Below are 18,630 nucleotides of genomic sequence, written 5' to 3' on the forward strand. Positions count from 1 at the left end.
TACTGAGACCACATAAGGAGAACCCGCAATGAATACCCCTGACCTCGGATACCGCATGGGCACTGGCGCACGCGCCGGCGCCATCTATGACGAGGGCCTGCGCAGCCACATGCTGCGTGTCTATAACTACATGGGCATCGGCCTCGTCGTCACCGGCATCGTCGCCATGGTGGTCGCTTCGACGCCGGCCCTCTACGTGCCGATCTTTTCCAGCCCGCTGAAATGGGTGGTGATGCTGGCGCCGCTCGCCTTCGTGCTGCTGTTCTCGTTCAAGATGCAGACGATGTCGGCGGCGAGCGCCCAGTTGATGTTCTGGGCCTTCTGCGCGGTGATGGGGCTGTCGCTGGCTTCGGTGTTCCTGGTCTTCACCGGCACCAGCATCGCGCGCACCTTCTTCATCACCGCCACCATGTTCGGCGCCACCAGCCTCTACGGCTACACGACCAAGCGCGACCTGACCCAGTTCTCGTCCTTCCTGATCATGGGCCTGATCGGCGTGGTGATCGCCAGCGTCGTCAACATCTTCCTTGGCTCGACCGCGCTGCAGTTCGCCATCTCGGTGATCGGCATTGCCGTCTTTGTCGGCCTGACCGCCTGGGACACGCAGACGATCAAGGAACAGTATGCGGAGAATTTCGACGCGGAATCGCAGCAGAAGCTCGCCGTCTTCGGCGCGCTGTCGCTGTACCTGAACTTCGTCAACATCTTCCAGCTGTTGCTGAATTTCACCGGCGAGCGCGAATAGTCGAACCGTAGCAGGGCAACAATCTCGATCTCGCAGTGGCCGGAGGAGAATCTCCGGCCACTGTCGTTTTGCCGTGGAGACATCGCTCCTCTATCAGCGCGATGTCGCTGCGCCCTTGAGTCCATGCGGGCTTTTGCTAACCTGCCGCTCGCACGCAGCTTTCCGCGAGAACGCATGGAACAAGTGACGCTTCACGGCGACGGCATCTCGGCAACCATTGTCGGGCAGGGGGCCGAGCTCGTCTCCTTGCGCAATGCCGAGGGTCTGGAGTTTTTGTGGCAGGCCGGGCCGGAATGGCGGCGGCATTCGCCGGTGCTGTTTCCGATCGTCGGCCGGCTGAAGGGCGACCAGCTCCGCCATGGGGGCCAGGTCTATCCCCTGACGCAGCACGGATTTGCGCGCGACAAGCCATTTGTGTGGGCTGCTGAGACGAGTCCCCGATCTTGCACGCTGGTGTTGACCGACGATGCCGATACACGCACGCGCTATCCGTTCGCCTTTCGCCTTGCCATCACCTATACGCTCGAGCGTCGCGAACTTGGTGTGAGCTTCGAGATTGCCAACACCGGCGACGAGACGCTGCCAGCCTCCATCGGTGCACATCCGGCTTTCAATTGGCCATTGCAGCCGGGGCTCGCCAAGACCGACTACCACCTGACCTTTGCCCAGGACGAGCCGGCGCCGATCCGCCGGCTGAAGGATGGCTTGGTGCTGGCTGCACCGCGGCCGACGCCCATTGAAGGCAAAACGCTGGCGCTTTCCGAACAGCTGTTCGAGGCAGACGCCGTGATCCTCGACCGGCCGGCCAGCACCAGCGTGCGCTATGCCGCCGCGAACGGTGCGGCGATCGAGATGTCGTGGCAGGGTTTTAAGGAATTGGGCATCTGGTCGAAGCCGAGCGGCGCTCCGTTCCTGTGCATCGAACCCTGGCACGGGCTTGCCAGCCCCGTGGATTTCGATGGCGAGTTCGCGGACAAGCCGGGCGTGATGCTGATTGCGCCCGGTGAAAGGCGCGTGCTGAGCTATCAGGTACGGCTCTACCATGCGCCACTGTGACCGATGAACCAGAGATAGGCGCGATGAAACTTGGCTTCATCGGCACGGGTGCCCTTACAGCGGCCATCGTCAGCGGCTCAAATCCGTCGCGGATAACTCCGTCTCCGTGCTGCTGTCGCCGCGCAATGAAGAGATCGCCGCAGAGCTGGCAGCCCGTTATCCGGATGTGCGTATTGCTGATGACAATCAGGCGGTTCTCGATCAATGCGACCTGGTCATGCTGGCTGTCCGGCCGCAAATTGCGCATGACGTCCTGCCGGGTTTGCGGTTTCGGCGCGAGCATCACCTCATCAGCTTGATCGCCACGCTGCCGCGCGAGGAGATTGCCCGCTTGACCGCACCCGCGCACCAGGTGACGAAAGCGCTGCCCATGCCGATGATCGCCCACCGGCTGGGGGCAACGATCATCTGCCCGCCGGATGCCACTGTCGCTGCCTTGTTCGGCAATCTGGGGAAAGTGATCGAGGTCGAGAACCCAGCCGAATTCAACGCGTTGAGCGTGGCCACCGCAACCTATGCCAGCTACTTCAGATATCTCGATACGATTAACAGCTGGCTCAAGAGGAATGGCGTGGAGGAAGGGAAGGGGCGCGATTACATCGCCTCGCTTTTCAAAGCCTTGGGATGCGCTCCCGATATGTCGCCGGATGCCGACTTCATGCATCTGGCGCAGGACTATGCGACGCGCGGCGGCATCAACGAACAGGTTCTTCGCGAACTCACGGCGCGAAACGTGTTCGAGGCGCTCACCGAGAGCCTGGACGGCGTACACCGGCGCATCGTCGGCGATACGCCTTGATGGGCGGCACCTTGAAATTCCCTGATGATCAGGAGTATGGCTCCAACGGATGTTCCGGACCGTTTCGGGAGGGTCGGCGGGTGCCTGCATGCTTGAAATTGGGCTTTGTGGCAGCGGCGCTGGCTGTGCTGATTGTCTTTCCGGTCGCTGCCGCCGACATCGACCGCGCCAGCCTCTACCGCGCGCAATCGGTGACCAGCGGCACTGGCGAGGAGAACCGGGCGTGGGGCCTGGCGCCGTGCCTTGAAGAGGTGCTGGTCAAGGTTTCCGGCGACCCGCGGCTGATCGGCGACCCGCGTGTTGCGGACATGAGCCGGCACGCGGCCGACTATGTCACTGGTGTCGGCTACCGCGACCTGCTCAACAACCGCCCGCCGCATGACGAGCAGGGCACCCACGACCGTCCGCAATACATCACCGCCGATTTCGACCCGGACAAGATCGATGCCTTGCTGGCGTCGCTCGGGCGCAAACCGTGGGCGGTGCCGCGGCCAAAAATCGTCGCACTGCTCGATGTAAGGCCGATGAAAGGCGAGGGCTTCACGCTAGTGCGCGATGGCGGCGGCGAGCTTGCGGCGGATATGCGCGTTGCGCTGGCGGACGCGGCGCACCGGACCGGTTTGCCGCTGGAGTTGCCTCGGCCGTCGGACGTCGCGCTCGCCGACGTGGCCAACACGCTGGATGGCGACGCCCTGCTTTCCGGCACTTTGGCATGGCGCCAGGAAGCGCTGGGTTGGGTCGGCGACTGGCGGCTCAGCTTCAAGGATAAGGACTATCGCTGGCAGGTACGTGGCGTCAGTTTCGACGATGCGTTCCGCAACGCCACGCGCGGAACGCTGCAGATCCTGTCGGGCAATGGAGAGCCGGAAGCCGTCACGCCCTGACTTCAAGGGAACCTTCTTGCCGGAGCGCCGTAAACAAAGTGGCGGGCAAGCTTTGAGCAAGGAGGTAGAATTGCAACATCGCCGGATCGACGTTGACGGAAACAGCATCTTCTATCGCGAAGACGGCCCGCCTGATGCTCCCGTCCTTCTCCTGCCGCACGGCTATCCGTGCTCGTCCTATCAATTCCGAAGGTTGATGCCGGCACTTGCCGATCGCTGGCATACATTCGCGCCGGACTTTCCCGGCTTTGGCTACAGCGGCACGCCCGAAATGTCGGACTTTGGCTATGATTTCGATGCCTATGCCGAGTTTCTGACAGCTTTCGCCGATGCGCTCGGCATGTCGCGCTATGCTCTCTGGCTGCACGATTATGGCTCGCAGATCGGACTGCGCCACGCCATCGCACATCCCGAGCGCATCGCGGCACTCATCATCCAGAACGGCGATATATACCAGGATGTTCTCGGGCCGAAATACGCTGGGATAAAAGCCTATTGGAAGGAAAAGACGCCCGAAAAGCACCGGCCGTTGGAAGAGGCGGTGAGCGAGGAGGGGTTCCGGCACGAGTTTGTCGGAGAGGTGGATTACGCTGTAGCCGAGCGCGTGGCTCCCGATCTTTGGAAACTCCACTGGCCTTTGATGGACACGCCGATCCGCCGGCGGCTCGCGGTCGGCCTGATGGAGAAGCTGGAGGCGAACCTCGGCTGGTTCCCGCGCTATCAGAGCTACCTGCGCGAGCACCAACCGCAGACGCTCATTGTCTGGGGCCCCGAGGATGGTTACATGCCGGCACAATCGGCGCATGCCTACCACCGCGATTTGCCGGAAGCAGAACTTCATCTCATCGGCGGCGCCGGCCACTGGCTGCTCGAAACCCATTTCGATGAGGCGCTTCCCCTGGTGCGCGATTTTCTGGCGCGCGTCCACAGCCAGGAAGCGAAAGGGACGGGCCGGGCGGCCGGCCGGGCGTAGACCCCTCCGTTGCGGCCACCCGATCAATCTGCAACCATGGCGTCACGATGGAGAAGTCTGCCGCGCCCTGGCCTCTGCTGCAAATCGCGATCGAGCCGAAGTCGCGGGCCGATCAGGAGAAGCTGCTTGTCACTTCGTCCAAGCTCGCGCCTGACGACCGCGACCCGTCCGCTGCCATGGCCATGGCCAGATGACGTCGCCAAAATTCTCCTCGCGGGCAGGGTTCCTTGTCGGCCTCGGCATCACGCCCGTCGCCTTTTTCCTGGCGCTCTATTCGGCCGGAGCCGGGCATGGCGACTATGGGCTGGCGCGACTTCTCTATCCGGTCCCCATGCTGGCAACGCTGTTGACCAACACAACGATCACCGGCCTTTCCATCGGATTGGCTGCGCTGCAGTTTCCTGCCTATGGGGCGAAAGGCGCCATCCCAATCGCTAAGGGGAGAGGGGGGATCGACCTGAAGCAGCCGCTCGTTAATGAGGCGATCATCCCATACCTGCACCTCGATGAACTTGTCATACTTCATCGTTGGATCGGTCTTCCAGCGCTCACCGGGCATCCCAAATTCGGCCACGACGGCTTCGATCTCACCAAGAGTAAACACTTGCCCGTGGTATCGCTTTCGTTGGGGGCGAAGATCGTCACGCGTCGCGATCGGAAGACTTGCCATGCTGTCCGGATAGGTGAAAGTGAGCGTCTCCGGTGGGAACTCTCGCAGTCGCATAACGAGTGAGCTTGGCCGTGACGGGTCTTTGCCGTCGGCAAAGTCGCCAAGAAAGAAATAGACCGGACGCTCTAGCTTCGTGGGCCCAAGCAGTCGGCGCCGTTCTCGAATGAGCCATTCCTCCGTTAATCGTCGCCTCTCCAAGTAGTTTGCTTTGATAGCGCGCAGCCCAGACGCTCTGATCTCGTCAAGAACCCGTTCTGCCTGCTCTCGCAAATATTTCTGCACGGTCCTCGACGGGGATCGTAGTTGTGAGTGATGACCTCGGGGAAGCTATACGAACCGCGCGTCAGCAGGCCAGATCGCTGGCAGATGGATGCCCCTGAGGGTACCCGTTGGGACGTTGTCGGCAAATCATGCGTTGTATCGCAACCATGGGATGGTGACCGCCCAGTGAGCCGCCGGCCTGCATCTCAGTCAGCAGGGCGTATATTGGCACGCCGCTAATGGAAGCAGCAGCCACATATGAAAGTCGCATAAGATAGATTATGGAACTTATGCATCAGGCTGCAGCTGGGAACGGACGCGGACTTTCATAGGGCTTGGCATGAGCCGTTGGCCAACGCTACGCTGTGTCGATGACGACAGGAAAGCGTGACATCGAAGCGGCGATCGAAGTGTTCGTGCACGGCTTTAGCACCGACAAGAGCCGCACCTTTCCATACGAAGCCAGCCGCGTCGGACCCTTGTGGCTGATGCGCGATGCCGAGCGCAAGAATGCACGCGACTACCGTGGCGAAGAATGGATCGTCCATGACGTCGCCGCCGAGGAAGCCGATGCCATCGTGCGGCAGCATGCGCGGCCGGGCTTTGCCGTTTCGGTCGTGATCGCGAATGACGGCCCGGACGAACCAACGCGAACGGCCTACAAGGCGCTCGGCTACCGGCTGCTGCGGACGGAAGGCTTTTTCGTCCAGTCGCTGCGCCAAATTCCAGACCCGCCAGCAATCGTCTCTATCGAACGCGTGAGGACGGCTGAACGCGCTGCACAACTGGGAAAGGTCATACGCAGGCGGCCACTTCCAGACGATCAACTCGGCGACGATGCGCCGTTTCGCCAGTATGTGGCGCTCGATGGCGACGCTATCGTCGGGCGTGTGCGCAGCATAGACGCCGTCGGCGCCACATGGTGCTCGGCAATGTTTGTCGAGCCTTCGCACCGGCGTCGAGGCATCGGCCAGGCGCTGATGGCCAAAATGCTGCATGACGACAAAGCGCATGGGTCGCGGTGCTCGATGCTGTTGGCGACGCGTGCCGGAGCGCTGCTTTATCCCCGCATGGGCTATGAGCGGATTGGAACGCTGCTGATCTTCGCGCCGAAGAACCGAACGTCCTTATAAAGATCTGCTCGTATCATGCTGTCTCATAAAGGAATTTCGATCACCATGCCGTCATAGGCCGGAGTGACGTTGGCCGGCACCTCGGCCTTCACCGTGGCATAGTCGAGCGGCACATGCATATGCGTCAGCACGGCCTGTTTCGGCGCCAGTTTTTCAATCCAGCCAAGCGCCTGACCGAGCGACAGATGGCTGGGATGGGTATGGTACTGCAAGGCATCGATGACCAGCATGTCCAGGCCGCGCAGCCGCTCGGCGGTGGTATCCGGGAAGTCGCTTATATCGGGGCAGTAAGCCAGCCCGCCGATGCGGAACCCGAGCGAAATGATGTCGCCATGGATCTGCGGCAGCGGCTCGAGGGTGAGGGCACCGCCCTCGCCTTCGATCGTCACCGCCCTTGCGTGATCGATGATGTGCGGCCTGACGATCGGCGGGTAGGAACTGCCAAGCGGCGTCTCGAAGCAATAGCCGAACGCTTCGCGCAGCCTGAGCATGGTCGGCTGGTCGGCATGCACATCGATCAAATGGCGCTGTTCCAGCACGTAGCCGCGCAGATCGTCGATGCCGTGGATGTGGTCGGCGTGCGGATGCGTATAGACGACGGCGTCGATGCGCCGGACCGCCGCCATCAGCATCTGCTCACGGAAATCAGGCCCGGTGTCGATGACCACCGTGGTTCTGGCGCCGTTGGCTGCTATCCGCTCGACGAGCGCGGCTGAGCGTGTACGCCGGTTTTTCGGATTGGCCGGGTCGCAATTGCCCCAATCGCCGGTGATGCGCGGCGTGCCAGGTGACGAGCCGCAGCCGAGGATGGTGAGGCGCAGCCGGTCGCTCATGCGTCAGAGCCCGGCGGGCCGCGGCATCTTGCCGAACAGCCGGAAGAAGTTCGCCGTCGTCAGCGTCGCGATCTCGGCTTCGCCAACGCCGACCGTCTCCGCCAGCACCTTGGCTGTATGCGCGACATAGGCCGGCTCGTTGCGTTTGCCGCGGAACGGCACCGGCGCCAGATACGGCGCGTCGGTCTCGACCAGCAGCCGGGCATGCGGCACATCGGCTGCGATGGCGCGTAAATCGGCGGAGTTCTTGAAGGTCAGTATGCCCGAGAAGGACACATAGCCACCAAGCGCCACGCCGACCTCTGCCAGCCGTCGCCCCGACGAAAAACAATGCAGGATGAAGGGGAAGGCGCCCTTCCCTGTTTCGTCTTCGAGGATGGCAGCCATGTCGTCATCGGCATCGCGCGAATGGATCACCAGCGGCAGCCCGGTCTCGCGCGCAGCTGCTATATGAGTGCGAAAACCCTGCGCCTGCGCATCGCGTGGCGCCTTGTCGTAAAAATAGTCGAGCCCGGCCTCGCCGATCGCCACCACCTTCGGGTGCGCGGACAGGCGCACAAGGTCCTCAGCCGTCACATCCAGCTCTTCGCCGGCATTGTGAGGATGGGTGCCGACCGAGCAATAGATTTCGTCGAAACTCTCGGCAATCTCAAGCACTTGCGCAAACCGCTTCACGCGTGTCGAGATGGTCACCATGTGACCTATACCGGCAGCCTTTGCGCGGGCGACGATGGCCGCCCGCTCCTCGGTGAAATCCGGAAAGTCGAGATGGCAATGGCTGTCGACGAGCATCAGGCGCTCGCTTCAGGGTTTTCGACATAACGCGGAAACACGCCCTCCGGCGCGGGCAGCGCCGTGCCGGGCACCAGCGCATAGTCGGCATGGACATGCGCGAAGTCACGCTTGTCCGCCGGCACCACCAGCAGATCGAGCAGCTTGCCGGCCGACCCCGGAATGTAGGGTTGGCACAGCAATGCCACGCGCCGCACCAGTTCGGCGGTCGTCCACAGCACTGTTTCCATGCGCGCCGGATCGGTCTTCTTCAGCGCCCAGGGCTCCTGCGAGGCGAAGTAGCGATCCGCTTCCGCCACAACGCCGAAGATCGCCGCCAACGCGAGATGGATGCCCTGTTCCGCCATCGCCTGGCGCGCGGTACCCAGCGCTTCCACCGCCTGGTCGAGGATCGCGCTGTCGGCTTCGGTCAGCTCGCCGCGATGCGGCACCACGCCGCCGCAGTTCTTGGCGATCATCGACAGCGAGCGCTGCGCCAGATTGCCGAGACCGTTGGCGAGATCGGCATTTGTGCGGTTGACGATCGCGTCATGGCTGTAGCTGCCGTCCTGGCCGAATGGCACCTCACGCAAGAAGAAATAGCGCACCTGGTCGAGGCCGTAATGCTCGACCATGGTGAAGGGGTCTACGACATTGCCGACCGACTTCGACATTTTCTCGCCGCGGTTGAACAGGAAGCCATGCGCGAAGACGCGCTTCGGCAGTTCGATGCCGGCCGACATCAGGAAAGCCGGCCAGTAGACGGCATGGAAGCGGACGATGTCCTTGCCGATAATGTGCGTGGCCGGCCAGTAGCGCCATTGCTCGGCCTTGGTGTCGGGATAGCCGGCAGCGGTGATGTAGTTGGTCAGGGCATCGACCCAGACATACATCACATGCTTGTCGTCGCCCGGCACCGGCACGCCCCAATTGAAGGTCGTGCGCGAGACCGAGATGTCCTTGAGGCCGGACCTGACGAAGCTCATCACCTCATTTCGGCGCTCGGCCGGACCGACGAAATCGGGCTGGCTTTCGTACAGCGCAAGCAATTTGTCCTGATAGGCGGAAAGCCTGAAGAAGTAGCTTTCCTCCTCATTCCATTCGACCGGCGAGCCAAGCGGCTCGCGGCGCACGCCGTCGTCGCCGAGCGTGGTTTCGCTCTCTTCGAAATAGGCTTCCTGGCGGACCGAATACCAGCCACTGTAGCGGTCGAGATAGATGTCGCCATTGGCCGCCATCGCCTTCCAGATCGCCTGGCACGACTCGTAGTGGCGTGGTTCCGTCGTGCGGATGTAATCATCATTCGAGCCGCCCAGGACCTCTGTCATCGAACGGAAGATCGCCGAGTTGCGGTCGGCAAGCGCGAGTGGCGTTATGCCTTCCTTCTCGGCCGTCTGCTGCATCTTGAGGCCGTGTTCGTCAGTGCCGGTGAGGAAGAGCACGTCCTTGCCGTCCAGGCGCTGGAAGCGGGCCAGCGCGTCGGTCGCGATGACCGTATAGGCGTGGCCGATATGCGGCTTGCCGTTCGGATAGAAAATTGGTGTCGTGATGTAGAATGTGTCGCGTGACATGAATTAACCGTCATGAATGGCCGAATGAATGTGAGCGGTGGATATCGCATCGAGACGGCGATTGCCATCCCGCCCCAATGCCGAAACCGGTCACATTCGCATTGCGGAATTCAGGCGGTCGATCATGGTCAAGGCGTGCTGCTTCTTGTCAAGATTGTAGGTATCGGTCTCAGATATGGCGTTCAGCGCGTCGTGCCAAGTGTCGGACAGCGTTTTCGCCCGCGCGAGATCCCCAGCCAGCGCGGCTTCACTGGCGCCGGTGGAGAGCAGATCGAGCGCGCGGCGGTTGAAGATGTCGAACTGGATCGCCTGGTCGCGGCCGGCGACGGCCTCGGCAAGGCGATAGGCGCCGGCGATGTCGCTCTTGCCCGACGTGACCAGGGCGTCGAGCGTGCCGGCAATCTCCAGCCCGCCATATTGGGTCAGAAGGATCGCATTGCGGGCGCTGCCCCCTGCCCGTTCCGCCAATGCCGCGCGCGCGGCAGGATCGGAAGGTGGCGGCGGCTCGACGGTTTCCAGAACGCTCATCAGGCTGCCGGCATCGAGCGGCGTCAGCCGCACCATCTGGCAGCGCGAGCGGATGGTCGGCAAAAGGCTGCCCGGCGCATGCACGATGAGGATGAACAGCGTGCGGCTCGGCGGCTCCTCAAGGTTCTTCAGCAAGGCATTGGCGGCGTTGGTGTTCATGTCGTCGGCCGGATCGACGATCACCACCCGGTAGCTGCCGTCATGCGAGGTCAGCGACAGGAAGCGGTTGACCTTGCGGATCTCGTCGACGGTGACGACCGTCTTGAAGCTCTTGGTCTTGTCGTTCAGCGGCCTGGTCAGATGCAGCACGCCGGGATGCGCCCCTGTGGCGATCTGGCGAAACAGCGGTGAGGCCGGATCGGGAACGGCAAACACATCCGGCGCCTGGTCGAAGGCCGGATGCTTCAACAGATGGTGCGCCAGGTGAAAGGCAAGCGTCGCCTTGCCGATGCCGACCGGCCCGGCAAAGATCAACGCATGCGGCAGTTTTCCCGAGCGATAGGCGGCAGCGAGCATCGCGGCCGCCTGCTCATGGCCGACCAGGCGCAGCGTCTCGGACGGCTCCGGTACACCGTCCAGCGTGTCGTGCTGCTCGGGAGCGATGCGTTCGAAGATCATGCGGGCGCCGCCTGTCGGTTGCGCGCGGGCGCCCTCGCCTCAAGTGCGGCGAACACCACCGCGGTGATGACATCCTCCACCGCAGCGGGAGGCGCCGACGCGTCGATCACGATGCAGCGGTCCGGCTCGGCGGCTGCGATCGCCAGGAAGGCGTCACGGCGGCGCTGGTGGATGTCCAGCGTCTCCTTTTCGAAGCGGTCCGGACCGTCCTCGGCGCCACGCCGCGCGGCGGCGCGCCGCAAGCCCTCGGCGGGGTCAATGTCAAGGATCAGCGTCATGTCCGGCATCATGCCGTTGATGGCGACCTCCTCCAGAGCTTCCATGAAAGCCGGATCGAGGCCGCCGGTGACGCCCTGATAGACGCGCGACGAATCCAGGAAACGGTCGCAAAGCACGATGGAGCCGCGCTCCACCGCCGGCCGGATGACCTGCTCGACATGGTCGGAGCGTGCGGCGGCAAACAGCAACGCCTCCATCTTCGGCCCGAAAGGCTCGGCGGCGCCGGACAGGAGCACGTGCCTGACCGCCTCGGCGCCGGGTGACCCCCGGGTTCGCGGGTGAGGAGGACATCGTATTTCTTGGCGCGCATCTTCTGGGCCAGCCGCTCGATCTGCGTCGACTTGCCGGCGCCCTCGCCGCCTTCGAAGGTGATGAAAAATCCGCTTGCCAATCGAAAGGCCTTTGTCCTGCTTTGCGCTGGTGTCTTAGTCCGCGCCCGAGAAAAGGTCCACGCCGCAGGAACTCAACGCAGCCAGCCTACGGCCAGTTCCCTGGCGGCATCAAACGCTCGTTGCGGCAGTGTGCCGACGCCAACCGATTCGGCGGCGAAAAGCGGGGTTTCCTGGCTCAGCGTGTCGCCGATCCAGACGCGCAGCGCGCCGACGGGCTGTCCCTCCTCCACCGGCGCCGATACCGGCCCCTGATAGACGATCCTGGCGGTCAGCTTGTCGCGGTTGGCGATCGGCAGCAGGACGTCGATGGGCGCCTTTGCCTTCAGCGCTACGCTGGATTTGGCGCCGCCGAACACCTGGGCCTCGCCGACCACTTCGTTGCTGGCGAAAATCTCGGTCTTCTCGAAGGAGCGGACGCCCCATTCAAGCAGCTTGCGCGCTTCCTCGGCGCGCTCGCGGTCGTTGGCCAATCCGCTCATCGCCGCGATCACCCGCGTCCCGTCATGGCTGACCGAGCCGACGATGCCGAAACCGCCCGCCTCACTCGACCCGACCGCCAGCCCATCGGCACCGATGCCCATGGCCAGCAACGGGTTGCGGTTCTTTTGCGAGATCTTGTTCCAGGTGAAATCGGCCCGGCCGTAATAGAGATAGAGATCCGGATATTCGCGCCATATATGCAGGCCAAGCTGCGCCAGTTCGCGCACCGTCGTCTGCTGGCCGTCGGCCGGCAGGCCGGTCGAATTGACGAATGTCGATTTCGCGAGCCCGATCTGGCGGGCGCGATCGTTCATCTGCGCCGCGAAATTCTCTTCCGAACCGGCCATGCCTTCGGCCAGCACCATGCAGCCGTCATTGGCGGCCTGTATGGTGACCCCCTGGATCAGATCCTCGACCCGGATCGCCGATTTGAGCTTGGCAAACATGGTCGACGTTCCCGAAGGCGCACCGCCCTTGCGCCAGGCATTTTCCGAAACCACGAAGGTGTCGTCGAGGCTCATGCGCTTCGACTTGATGGCGTTGAAGACCATCTCCATCGTCATCAGCTTGGCCATCGAGGCCGGCGGGATCGGTTGGTCGGCATCCTTGGAAAACAGCACCGTGCCGGTTTCGGCATCGATCACGAAAGCCTGCGTGGCCTTGGTCTCAAAAAGCTGCGCGTTGGCCGGAACCAACGCGGCAAGCAAGAAGCCAAGGCCAAAAAGCCCGGCAAAAGGGTGGAAAAGGCGAAATCGCATGAAGAGGCTCGACTGTTAGCCGGCAGAAACTTGCCGCAACGCTATCAGGCTTCTTCCCGGCGGATCAACCGCGCAATGACAAAACCGGCGTGCCTTTGTTGGTCAGTTGCGCACAGCCAGCGCGTCCGGCGCGCCATGCGACCATGCCGCGCGCAAGAGGTCGTCGACATTGCCATGGCCATCCGGATAGAGATTGACCGCGTACCAGTCATTGCCGTCGAGTTCGGTGCTCTGGATTTCGGTCCTGCCGAACGGTTCGAGAGCCGCAGCCACCCGCTTTGCCTCGGCAGCATCGTCGAAGGATCCGGCGGCGACATAGTCGGAAACGGCAGGCGATGCCTGCGGGTTGGATTTCTTCCACGATTGCAGGATGTCGGCTGGCGACATGCCCTGGTCGTCAAGCGCTGCAAAGACGTCGGCGCGCTGTACGCGCTCATCCGCATAGGAGAGCGAAGCCACGGCAAAGGACGATTCCGGGCGCTGAGGCACGATCGGCCCGAATTCAGGCAGCGTCACATCGCTTGAGGCCGGTGCCTGCATCGACATCACTGGCTGTGTGTCGGAATTCGTCAACTGACCAGGAAACGGCACTACGGCAGGGGGTGCGCCAACAGATAGGCTCGGCGAAGGTCCGTTCATCGCCACCATGACGCCGGTCGGCAAGCCATCGGACGGGTCCGGGCGGTTGTTGCCCGGGCGATAGGAGGCGACCAGATATTGGTCGTCGTCGCCGTCGAGCGGCGCGCGGCCGATATATTCCACTTTGACCCTGGCCGTGCCGACCTTGGCATAGTCGAGCATTTGCGCGGCGCGTTCCGAGACATCGATGATGCGTCCCTCATGATAGGGGCCGCGGTCGTTGACGCGCACGATGACCGAGCTTCCGGTCTCGGTGTTGGTGACACGGGCATAGCTCGGCAGCGGCATGGTCGGATGCGCCGCGGTCAGATGGGTCATGTCGTAGACTTCGCCATTGGCTGTGAGACGACCGTGGAAGGCATCGCCATACCAGGAGGCGAGACCGACCTTGGCGTAGCGCTTGTCTTCCTTGGGGTAATACCACTTGCCGCGCACCTGATAGGGCTTGCCCAACTGGTCGCGGCCGCCGCCGCGCCGCATGTACTGAACGCGCGGGCTGGCCTTCACGCCGTACTCGGTCTCGGCAAAATATTCCTTCGAGCGAGGCTTCTTGTAGACCATGGCTTTCGGCTCGGACTGCGGCGACGCGCACGCGGCCAGCAACGCAGCCGAAAGAGCGCACAACACCAAAGCAGGAGCGCGACGAAGACGCCGATGCGTCGTGGTCTGCATGTTTTCCGATGTCCCCTACCGTCTCGACACAGGCGCCGCTTCTAGAATTTCGGCGGAGCCAGATGAGCAATGCCTGCGACGCGCCAATCCCCATCCCTTGTGCGCAGGAATTGTTTATCAGCGTATTAATCGATTGTGTCCGGAACCGGGCAGGAATGTGGCGGCCAGGTCCCGGGCTGGCCGGGCGCCTGTGAGGAGGCATCCGAGACCTCTGTCCTTTGGAGTCTGGAAGTGAACCTGTGGCATGAAGCGCGGCTGCCTGGAACCGACCGACCCGAGATACGTTCTGCGCCTCATGGATGAATTCATTGAACGTTTCGGGCAACAGACGTGGCTGCCCTTTTCCGTAATTTCAGCCAGGCTTTTGCTCGCGGCCGTCCTTGGCTCCATCGTTGGGATCGAACGCGAATGGCGTAACCGACCGGCCGGATTGAGGACACACATCCTGGTCTGTGTTGCGACGGCTCTAATTGCCATCCTCACGATCGAGATTACTCATCTTCACGTCTTCGATGGTCAGGAAATCGCCATTGATCCTATCCGCTTGATCGAAGCCACGACTGCCGGCGTGGCATTTCTGGCCGCGGGCTTGATCTTCTTCTCCAAGGGCGAGGTTCAAGGGCTTACCACTGGGGCGGGCATGTGGCTGGCAGGCGCCATAGGCCTGGCGGTTGGGCTCGGGTTCTGGCAGATCGCGGCTTTGGCTACCTTGCTCGCACTTGTCGTGCTGGGTCTTCTGCAACTTGTGCAGGTCGGCAGCAAGGATCGCAATTAGATCCCGGCTCCTTCGAAAACGGGTTCGCAGCTCCGTTCGGGTAACGAACGCCACCCCCTATTATCCATGGCAGCGCCGATGGTTGACTTGGCGATGGGCAACGCTCTAGAGAAATGAACCGCAAGCTGGTCCGGAAGGATAGGTATCATTCGATACCAACTGTCGTTCACTGGGTCGGTTGATGTTCCTAGATGATTGAAAAGTCACGTTGGAGGGATGGCCGAGCGGTTTAAGGCACCGGTCTTGAAAACCGGCGTGGGTGCAAGCCCACCGTGGGTTCGAATCCCACTCCCTCCGCCATTTCTCTGACATTATCTTTTTAAAACAACAGCTTAATTCTGATTTTGTTCGAGACCGGCCATTGGACCCACCATAAAATCAGCCGCAGCATTTTGGTTTTTGAATAGCACTTTTGACACCCGTTGGGAGCTGATCGAGCTCGATCGAGGAGCTCCGAGTGCGTGCCCGGTGCTCGCTTGGTGTGCCGTTAATTGACGATCACATACTCCCCTCGCCGGTACGTGCCTGAAGAATCCACAGATCGGTTTATCGAACTTGATCCTGCACAATGAAAACAACGATGATCATCGGTACGGTCAGCGCATGATCCTTAATCTGCTCATCGGCACCATCGCCATAAGCCTGACCGTTCTCATACACACATTTGGTCTGATCGCCGTTACCCATGCGATGGGACACCTGGTCGCCCGGTTTCGCATGCACGGGCGCCGCAGCCGCATCATTGCGATGATCAGCGTGGTCATGGGGCTCTTTGCCGTTATGACAGCGGAGGTGTGGCTCTGGGCAGGACTATACCGGTTGCTGAATATCTTCGCCGACTTCGAAACCGCCCTGTACTTTTCCACCATCACCTTCTCGACGGTTGGCTACGGCGACATCGTGCCGGCCCACGCATGGCGTGTCCTGGCGGCGCTTGAAGGCGTGAACGGATTTCTTCTGATTGGCTGGTCGACCGCCTATCTGATCGCGGCAGGCACCCGCATCGGCCCGTTCAAGGCCGGCGAACATTTCTGACAGGAGCCAATGCTCAGACCGCCGCCGAATGCCTGGCTTTGCCGGTTTCGAAATATTTGTCGAACTTTGCCGCGATGCTTCTGACAAAGGGCCGACTTTCCGCCGGCACGACGAAACTGTCGCCATCAAGCTCAAGCAATCGCGCAGGATCGCGGAGGGCTGTGGAACTCGCCTTGACGAGAAGTCTTTGGCCGGCTTCGCCAAAGCGCTCCACCAGATCGAGCGCCGAGAAGCAGAAATCGCACATCAGGCGCTCTATGATCCAGCCGCGAACCCGGTCGTCATCGGAAAGCGCGATACCGCGGACCGCGGCCAGCCCGCCGTCCGCGACCATGCGCCCATATTCAGCGGTCGAAGGCATGTTCTGTGCATAGCCTTGCCGAAATTGGCTGACGGACGATGGGCCAAGGCCGATCAAGGTTTCGCAGCGATCCTCGGTATAGCCCTGAAAGTTCCGGTGCAAAGTCCCGGCGCTGGCCGCAAGCGCCAACGCGTCGCCCGGTTTGGCGAAATGGTCGAGCCCGATTGCCTCGTATCCCTGGTTCACGATCGCCCGTGCTGCCAGTTGCGACTGGGCAAATCGCTCCGCGGGACCCGGCAACCAGGCCTCGTCGATCATCGTCTGATGTTTCTTGAACCACGGTACATGCGCATAGCCAAACAGTGCGATCCGATCCGGTTCCAGGGTCAGTGCCTGCGTAACCGTGGAAGCGACGCTTTCCCTGGTCTGGTGCGGCAGACCGTAAAGCAGGTCCAGATTGACCGATTCGACGCCGCGCGAACGAACGCCGTCGACGACAGTCTTGGTCTGCAGGAAGCTCTGCTCGCGGTTGATCGCCTTCTGCACCTTCGGATCGAAATCCTGGACGCCGAGGCTCGCACGGGTCATGCCGATTTCTGCAAGCGCATCGAGGCGGGCATCGTCGATATCGTTGGGTTCGATTTCAACGCTGATCGTGGCGCTTGGAAGAAAGCCGAAGCCCTTGCGCAGGGCGGTTCCCAGCGCCACCATATCTTCGGGCTTGAGCATCGTCGGCGAACCACCGCCGAAATGGACGGCACGCACACGACCTTTGCCTGCAACAAGACCGGCGACGGTAGCGATCTCGGCATGCAGTGAGCGGAGATAGATCGTCACCGGTTCGTAATGGCGTGTCTGCTTGGTATGGCAGGCACAAAACCAGCAAAGCTTGTCGCAGTATGGGATGTGCAGATAGAGCGAGATTTCGTCGCCCTCGTTGAGCGCTTGCAGCCAGCCACCACAAACGGCAGCATCAACGCCTGGATGGAAATGCGGCGCGGTCGGATAGCTGGTGTAGCGTGGAACGTTCTCACCGAGCCTGGCAACTAATTCTGGCCGCATGTCGCTATCCGATCCCCTTTGCATGGCGCGACACTGATCACATTGGGCGCGAGCGGCCTTGATTTCGGTCAAGGCCGCCCGCGGACAAACTGCCGCAAGGTTCTTTTGTGCGCCAATGCTACCTTCTGGACAGATGGAATCTCTCGGACGATGAAGATGACCGTGCGCCAAGACGTTCACAGTTCCAGCATTCCAGTGCTTTGCCAGTCTTGCGAGGCACGGCACCGCGGCGTTTGCGGTGCGCTCGATCCCGACCAATTGGTAAGCCTGGCCAAAACCTCATCGAGGCATACCGTTGAACCGGGCACAGAACTGATTGGCGACGCCGAGACCGTCGACAGCTATTCGAACGTGCTTTCCGGCGTTGTGAAGCTGACCAAGAGCCTTTCGGACGGACGCCAGCAGATTGTCGGCCTCCAGTTCGCCCCCGATTTTCTGGGCAGGCCCTTCAAGGTGGAAAGCGCGATCAACGCTGAAGCCGCAACCGCGGTTTCCGTGTGTTCGTTTCCAAAGGCCGCCATCGAGCGGATGATGAAGGAATCTCCGGAAATCGAGCATCGTCTGCTCAAACAAGCGCTCAACGAACTCGACGAAGCCCGCGACTGGATGGTGACGCTCGGGCGCAAGAGTGCTTCGGAAAAGGTGGCGAGCTTTCTCCTGATGATCGCCAGGAACATCGATCCCACGCTGGACCCGGCGGCGCAGTCGACGACCTTCGACCTGCCTTTGACCCGCGCCGCTATCGCCGATTTTCTCGGCTTGACGATCGAGACGGTCAGCCGCCAACTGACCAGGCTGCGAACAGACAGCGTGATCCGGATCGACAATAATCGGCGCGTGACGGTGGACAACATGGGCCGGCTGGAACGCCGCTCCGGCGCCTAACCGCCATCGACCCCGATCATCGGCAAGACGTGCTCGCGTTCGAAGGCGATATGCCGGCGCAAACTTTCGAAGAAGCCGCGCAGCATGAAGCCGACAGCCTCGGCATTCTCAACACTCTCGCCATGGCCGATCGCTAACAGATTTTCAGTCACTTCGCCGGCAAAGCATTCATCCTCCACGTGTTCGGCGCGCAGTCGACGAGTTGAAGCAAGGTTGGCATCCCTGCCGGTCAAAACAGCCTCGTAGGCCGGAAAGATCACCGTCTCCTCATATTGATGAATGTTGCGCAACAGCGGAACGATCGCGTTTGCCGCAGCCAGGCATGCCAGGCTATCGACCCTGGGCAGGGTGTCGGCTATTTTTTCCAAGGCATCGCAGAGCTGCAGCTTTTCCAGATGCGCACGTTTCATGAGCGCAACCGGGACTGCTTCTCTGCCAGATCGAACTATCGGCATCGATCTGTCGCGGCTCGTTTCGAACAGCGACGATCGCAGCTCCCTCTCCCTGTTC

19 protein-coding genes, 1 tRNA gene and 1 pseudogene are annotated in these 18,630 nt (G+C 61.8%); 12 read left to right on the top strand and 9 right to left on the bottom strand.

Going from position 1 to position 18,630, the window contains the following annotated elements; all coding sequences use genetic code 11:
• Nucleotides 1-28: 28 nt before the first annotated feature.
• The 8 genes from NL532_RS17665 (at nucleotide 29) to NL532_RS17700 (ending at nucleotide 6,521) form a co-directional block, all read left to right on the top strand.
• On the top strand, nucleotides 29-745 hold the full coding sequence (locus tag NL532_RS17665) for a Bax inhibitor-1/YccA family protein (protein WP_023745040.1): 717 nt from the start codon (nucleotides 29-31) through the stop codon (nucleotides 743-745).
• Nucleotides 746-919: 174 nt separating this feature from the next.
• Nucleotides 920-1,801, top strand: a complete 882-nt coding sequence (locus NL532_RS17670; protein ID WP_023745041.1) for an aldose 1-epimerase family protein — start codon at nucleotides 920-922, stop codon at nucleotides 1,799-1,801.
• Nucleotides 1,802-1,907: 106 nt separating this feature from the next.
• A complete protein-coding gene (locus NL532_RS17675; RefSeq protein WP_245270404.1) occupies nucleotides 1,908-2,600 on the top strand; it encodes an NAD(P)-binding domain-containing protein in 693 nt (230 codons plus the stop codon).
• 92 nt (nucleotides 2,601-2,692) lie between these two features.
• Nucleotides 2,693-3,484, top strand: a complete 792-nt coding sequence (locus NL532_RS17680) for a DUF8605 domain-containing protein (protein ID WP_196813896.1) — start codon at nucleotides 2,693-2,695, stop codon at nucleotides 3,482-3,484.
• Between the two features lie 52 nt (nucleotides 3,485-3,536).
• Nucleotides 3,537-4,457 (top strand): alpha/beta fold hydrolase, encoded by a 921-nt coding sequence (locus NL532_RS17685; protein ID WP_245270407.1) that lies wholly within the window; start codon nucleotides 3,537-3,539, stop codon nucleotides 4,455-4,457.
• A gap of 47 nt (nucleotides 4,458-4,504) precedes the next feature.
• Nucleotides 4,505-4,651, top strand: a complete 147-nt coding sequence (locus NL532_RS17690) for a hypothetical protein (RefSeq protein WP_023830016.1) — start codon at nucleotides 4,505-4,507, stop codon at nucleotides 4,649-4,651.
• Complete coding sequence (locus NL532_RS17695; protein WP_286487393.1) at nucleotides 4,648-5,190, top strand: hypothetical protein; 543 nt, start codon at nucleotides 4,648-4,650, stop codon at nucleotides 5,188-5,190. Before NL532_RS17690 ends, NL532_RS17695 begins: the two co-directional genes overlap by 4 nt.
• Nucleotides 5,191-5,759: 569 nt before the next feature.
• A complete protein-coding gene (locus NL532_RS17700) occupies nucleotides 5,760-6,521 on the top strand; it encodes a GNAT family N-acetyltransferase (protein WP_023830018.1) in 762 nt (253 codons plus the stop codon).
• Nucleotides 6,522-6,544: 23 nt separating this feature from the next.
• Here the strand turns inward: NL532_RS17700 and NL532_RS17705 are convergent, their stop codons facing one another.
• The 7 genes and pseudogenes from NL532_RS17705 to NL532_RS17735 all read right to left on the bottom strand — a co-directional run bounded on the left by NL532_RS17705 (nucleotide 6,545) and on the right by NL532_RS17735 (nucleotide 14,062).
• The gene (locus tag NL532_RS17705) at nucleotides 6,545-7,354 is read right to left on the bottom strand and encodes an MBL fold metallo-hydrolase (RefSeq protein WP_023830019.1); all 810 of its coding nucleotides are present in this window, start codon (nucleotides 7,352-7,354) and stop codon (nucleotides 6,545-6,547) included.
• A gap of 3 nt (nucleotides 7,355-7,357) precedes the next feature.
• Nucleotides 7,358-8,146, bottom strand: a complete 789-nt coding sequence (locus tag NL532_RS17710) for a TatD family hydrolase (protein ID WP_023830020.1) — start codon at nucleotides 8,144-8,146, stop codon at nucleotides 7,358-7,360.
• Nucleotides 8,146-9,696 (bottom strand): methionine--tRNA ligase, encoded by a 1,551-nt coding sequence (metG, locus tag NL532_RS17715; RefSeq protein ID WP_023830021.1) that lies wholly within the window; start codon nucleotides 9,694-9,696, stop codon nucleotides 8,146-8,148. Before metG ends, NL532_RS17710 begins: the two co-directional genes overlap by 1 nt.
• A 90-nt stretch (nucleotides 9,697-9,786) precedes the next feature.
• Nucleotides 9,787-10,842 carry a DNA polymerase III subunit delta' gene (locus tag NL532_RS17720; RefSeq protein ID WP_023830022.1) on the bottom strand — a complete coding sequence of 352 codons (1,056 nt, stop codon included), beginning with the start codon at nucleotides 10,840-10,842 and terminating at the stop codon, nucleotides 9,787-9,789.
• A pseudogene (gene tmk, locus NL532_RS17725) lies at nucleotides 10,839-11,512 on the bottom strand (dTMP kinase). The gene NL532_RS17720 and the pseudogene tmk overlap by 4 nt, the downstream one beginning before the upstream one ends.
• 72 nt (nucleotides 11,513-11,584) lie before the next feature.
• Nucleotides 11,585-12,751, bottom strand: coding sequence for a D-alanyl-D-alanine carboxypeptidase family protein (locus tag NL532_RS17730; RefSeq protein ID WP_023830023.1), 1,167 nt, complete (start codon nucleotides 12,749-12,751; stop codon nucleotides 11,585-11,587).
• Between the two features lie 102 nt (nucleotides 12,752-12,853).
• Nucleotides 12,854-14,062 carry a septal ring lytic transglycosylase RlpA family protein gene (locus NL532_RS17735; protein WP_023830024.1) on the bottom strand — a complete coding sequence of 403 codons (1,209 nt, stop codon included), beginning with the start codon at nucleotides 14,060-14,062 and terminating at the stop codon, nucleotides 12,854-12,856.
• 295 nt (nucleotides 14,063-14,357) lie between these two features.
• On the opposite strand from NL532_RS17735, the gene NL532_RS17740 reads away from it, so the two are divergent.
• The 3 genes from NL532_RS17740 (at nucleotide 14,358) to NL532_RS17750 (ending at nucleotide 15,872) form a co-directional block, all read left to right on the top strand.
• Nucleotides 14,358-14,837 (top strand): MgtC/SapB family protein, encoded by a 480-nt coding sequence (locus NL532_RS17740; protein ID WP_027050850.1) that lies wholly within the window; start codon nucleotides 14,358-14,360, stop codon nucleotides 14,835-14,837.
• Nucleotides 14,838-15,047: 210 nt separating this feature from the next.
• Nucleotides 15,048-15,137: transfer RNA gene (locus NL532_RS17745), tRNA-Ser, on the top strand.
• A gap of 255 nt (nucleotides 15,138-15,392) precedes the next feature.
• Nucleotides 15,393-15,872 carry a potassium channel family protein gene (locus tag NL532_RS17750; protein WP_245270406.1) on the top strand — a complete coding sequence of 160 codons (480 nt, stop codon included), beginning with the start codon at nucleotides 15,393-15,395 and terminating at the stop codon, nucleotides 15,870-15,872.
• A gap of 13 nt (nucleotides 15,873-15,885) precedes the next feature.
• On the opposite strand, the gene hemN is transcribed toward NL532_RS17750, so the two are convergent.
• Nucleotides 15,886-17,235 (bottom strand): oxygen-independent coproporphyrinogen III oxidase, encoded by a 1,350-nt coding sequence (gene hemN / locus NL532_RS17755; RefSeq protein WP_023806442.1) that lies wholly within the window; start codon nucleotides 17,233-17,235, stop codon nucleotides 15,886-15,888.
• A gap of 156 nt (nucleotides 17,236-17,391) precedes the next feature.
• Here hemN and NL532_RS17760 point away from each other — a divergent pair, with 156 nt between their 5' ends.
• The gene (locus tag NL532_RS17760) at nucleotides 17,392-18,120 is read left to right on the top strand and encodes a Crp/Fnr family transcriptional regulator (RefSeq protein WP_023686751.1); all 729 of its coding nucleotides are present in this window, start codon (nucleotides 17,392-17,394) and stop codon (nucleotides 18,118-18,120) included.
• Here the strand turns inward: NL532_RS17760 and NL532_RS17765 are convergent.
• Nucleotides 18,117-18,530: a hemerythrin domain-containing protein gene (locus tag NL532_RS17765; protein ID WP_023686750.1), complete on the bottom strand. Its 414-nt coding sequence runs from the start codon at nucleotides 18,528-18,530 to the stop codon at nucleotides 18,117-18,119. The two genes, NL532_RS17760 and NL532_RS17765, sit on opposite strands and share 4 nt — an antisense overlap.
• Nucleotides 18,531-18,630: the final 100 nt, after the last annotated feature.

The sequence above is a fragment of the Mesorhizobium sp. C120A genome, from assembly GCF_030323105.1.
Lineage (GTDB): Bacteria > Pseudomonadota > Alphaproteobacteria > Rhizobiales > Rhizobiaceae > Mesorhizobium.